Origin of the sequence: Dietzia sp. DQ11-44, assembly GCF_014145205.1 — a bacterium.
Taxonomy (GTDB): domain Bacteria; phylum Actinomycetota; class Actinomycetes; order Mycobacteriales; family Mycobacteriaceae; genus Dietzia; species Dietzia natronolimnaea.
Genome location: NZ_JAALEC010000406.1, coordinates 1 through 3294, shown reverse-complemented (window position 1 = coordinate 3294; position 3294 = coordinate 1). Strand labels below are relative to the sequence as shown.

Genomic DNA, 3294 nt, shown 5'->3' with positions numbered 1-3294 from the left:
CCTCGCGGCCGTCGGCGGCGGCGACCTCGGACGGCGTGGCGACCGGCGCGTCGGCCTGGGCGACCATCATCCGGTTGGTCTGTGCCGAGAGGATCGGCCATTCTCCGCTGTGGGGGCGGGTGGGGGCGGCCGTGGCAGCCCGGTCGACCCCACACTCGGCGTGAGCGAGGATCAGGGTGAGGTTCCAGCGTTCGGCGCCGCCCGTGCCGGTGGCATTGACGCGCAGCCGCAGCTGGGACAGGGCGTATCCGGGACCCTCCTTCCTCACGTGCTGGAGGGTGGCGACGTAGTCGTAGCTGCCCCAGCTCCGGTACCCCGTCTGCTCCGAGTTCGGACCGGGCATCGCCACGCGGACCTCCTGCTCGAAGAGACCGTTCCGCCCCAGGATCACCGGCCCGTCCGAGCTCAGGGTCGCCGCCCCGGCGGTGGGGGAGCAGGCCGCGGTCGCGCGAATCGGGTTCCTGCCCGAGTAGCTGACCAGGTCCGCCCCCAGGATGCTGGCCGTCCGCACGTCCAGAGATCGGGTCTCGGAGACCGCGCCGGCGGTGGCGGCGGCCACGCCGGTGGGGTTCCCGTTCTCGCACCGCGACTGCGCATCGAGCGTCGAGCACGAGAATCCCACGGTGGTCAGGGGGAGCAGGAAAGTGGGAAAGGAGCCGGTGCTGCTGTGCGTCGCCGGACCGACGACCTGGCGGGACGTGTCGGGGCTCTGGCGGAAGGCGGTGACGGCGCCGACGTCGCTGTCCCGGACCGCTCGTTCCATCTGGCCGAAGGTCGACATCGCGCGGGCGAAGCGCGTGTTCTGGTGCGGATTGGCGGCCCCGAACTCGGCCGCGCCCACTGCGCTGTCGGACCACGTCGCCTCGGTGGGCCGGATCGAACCGAGTGCCAGGGCCGTCGTCAGGAGCAGGGCGAGGGCGCCGAGGACCGCCACGAGCGCCCGCACCGGATGCTGCCGGAGGGTCACCGCCCGACCTCGTCGTCGTCGTCATCGCGCCCCGGCCAGAAGGTCCACAGGACCCCGAGCGCGGCGAGCAGGGTGATCGAACCCAGGACCAGCGGGTTCCCGGCCCAGACGATCACGTTCGCCAGCCCGGGCACCGACCACAGCACCTTGCGGACGCTCTCGACCCGGTACATCCCCGGATCGGGGTTCGGATTGGCGTCGCCCTGCATCAGGATGAGCGCCTCGCCGGGCACCTGCGGATGGACCTCGATCACCCGGTGGGTGACGGGCAGCCGGCCGGGACGGTCGACGGTGACGACGTCGCCCACCCGGATCTCGTCCGCACTGATCTCCTTGACCACGGCGACGGAGCCGGTGGGGATCGTGGGGGACATGGACCCGGTCTTGAACATGATGAGCGTGATGTTCATCGTCACCGCCGCGATCACGAGACCGACCGCCACCACCCCGCCGGCGGCGAGCAGATTGGCCAGCCCGCCGGCGAGGTAGGAGCCGAATGACCTGCCGGGGGCGCGGTGCGCTCCCGCGGTGCGGGCCGGGGTTCCGCTGTGGGACATCGTTGCTGCGGTCTGCACGGCCATCACCTCTCGCGTGTCGTTCGTCGGTCTCGGATCAGTTGGTCGTCGCGGGTCAGGCGTCGTCGCTCTGCGCGTCGAAGTTCCAGAACACGGGGGCGGGCGCGATGCCGGCGGAATCCAGTCCGGCGGTCGGGGCCAGCTCGGCGCGCAGGCACAGCCACTTGTAGTCGTTCTTCTCCACGCGGGTCGTGGAGGTCGTGGGGGCGGCGAGTGTGCCGGCGGGCTTGAAGTTGGTGGCGGCAGCGGAGCAGTTGGACGGCGGGGTCGAGCCACCGCCGAGCTCGGCGATCGACACGGCGACCTTGCTGGTCAGCGCGTTGGAGGCGACGCTCTGCTGCGCGATGGTGACATCCGCGCCGAGCTTTCCCTTGTTCTCGTGCAGGCCCACCAGCTGGTAGACGGGCACTCCCGGGACCAGGGCCTTGGAGGCGGGTCCGAACTGCATGGTGCCGGCCTTGTCCTTGGTGACGAACTCGTTCCACCCCTCGGTGGCGTTGAAGTGGGCCTGGATGTTGAAGTCGCTGCCCGTGGTACCGAACTCGCTCACGCCCCACGCCGTGTCGGACCAGGCGGCCAGGGTCACCGCGGCACCGACGCCGAGCACCAGACCGGAGGCCATGATGGCGCGGGTCTTCTTGCGGCGGTTCTGCTTCGGCGAGGCAGTCGGGGAGGTCTGGGGCGTGGTGCTCATGGGTGGGCCTTTCCGGTGGAGGTGAGGGTGGGCGCCAACACTCTTGTTGACGTATCGCATTTATTATCGTTTACCTACTGGCCGGTAGTAAACGGAAGTAACGGTTTTGTAAACAACGTCACAGTTTCGCGATTCGCACCAAAAGTGCAGTTCAACAGGGAACCTGACATGTGTCTCATCTTCCATGCTGCGAGGTATTGGGAGGTCGCAGCCCTATTTGGACGCTGTGCCAGGACTGTCGGAGGCCTGAGACGGATCGCGACGGCAGCGACGACGACAGCAACAACGACACGCGACGACGAGGCATCCAGCCCGGCCGCGGCACCCGACTCAGGTGACAGCCCCACTTGGCGGGCATCTCGCAGGTCCCAGAGCCGAAATCCCGGCGAGAGGTCCGCCAACCGCGGCGTTGCGGGGGAGGGGTGAACAGGAGCGAGGACGGACCGCGCTCAGGAGCCGCGCAACTCCCACATCCGTAGAGCCAGGCGAAGCTCCATCGCGCGATCGCCGCGGCGCCATCCGGTCCCGAGAACCGAATCGAGGCGGTCGAGCCGCTGGTACACGGTGTTGACGTGGACGTAGAGCCGGTCGGCGGTGCCCGAGGGGCTGGCGTCGGCGGCAAACCAGGCCCTCAGGGTCTCCAGCAGGGCGGTTCCGCGGTCGCGGTCGTACCCGCGGATCGGCCCGAGGTTGCGCTCGATGAACTGCGTGACGTCACCGCGGTCGACCTCACTGAACAGCAGCCCGTACAGGCCGAGCTCCTCGGTGGCCGCCCCCTCGCCGGCGCGTCCCAGCGCGACGAGCAGCTGCGCGGCGCGCCGGGCCCGCTCGACGTGGTCGGTCACGGCCGCCAGGTCTCCGGTCGGGCCGGATGCGCCCACGGTCGCCGAGTGAGGGCTGAGCCGGGTCGCCACGTCGCGGGCTGTCTCACCGGCATCCGACCCGGGCAGGAGCATCACCGCGCGGTCGCCGTAGGTGGTCACCAGCCCGCCGTCGGCCCGGGCGAGCGACCGGCACTCCGTCTGTAGAGCCCGGGACATCCGTGTATCGGCGGGGGA

4 protein-coding genes are annotated in these 3294 nt (G+C 70.1%); all 4 read right to left on the bottom strand.

Annotation, left to right across the window (positions count from 1 at the left end):
• Nucleotides 1–967, bottom strand: a 967-nt coding sequence (locus G6018_RS10660) for a hypothetical protein (RefSeq protein ID WP_182639567.1), incomplete at its 3' end; no start/stop codon positions are given.
• Nucleotides 964–1542, bottom strand: coding sequence for a signal peptidase I (locus G6018_RS10655; protein WP_347237853.1), 579 nt, complete (start codon nucleotides 1540–1542; stop codon nucleotides 964–966). The genes G6018_RS10660 and G6018_RS10655, both read right to left, overlap by 4 nt.
• 55 nt (nucleotides 1543–1597) lie before the next feature.
• On the bottom strand, nucleotides 1598–2236 hold the full coding sequence (locus tag G6018_RS17140) for a SipW-dependent-type signal peptide-containing protein (protein WP_206682373.1): 639 nt from the start codon (nucleotides 2234–2236) through the stop codon (nucleotides 1598–1600).
• A 449-nt stretch (nucleotides 2237–2685) separates the two neighbouring features.
• On the bottom strand, nucleotides 2686–3294 hold a 609-nt coding region (locus tag G6018_RS10645), incomplete at its 5' end, for a helix-turn-helix domain-containing protein (RefSeq protein WP_182639566.1).

Coding starts and splice junctions, on each gene's coding strand:
- G6018_RS17140 (WP_206682373.1), bottom strand. CDS start 2,236: ATGAGCACCACGCCCCAGACCTCCCCGACTGCCTCGCCGAAGCAGAAC.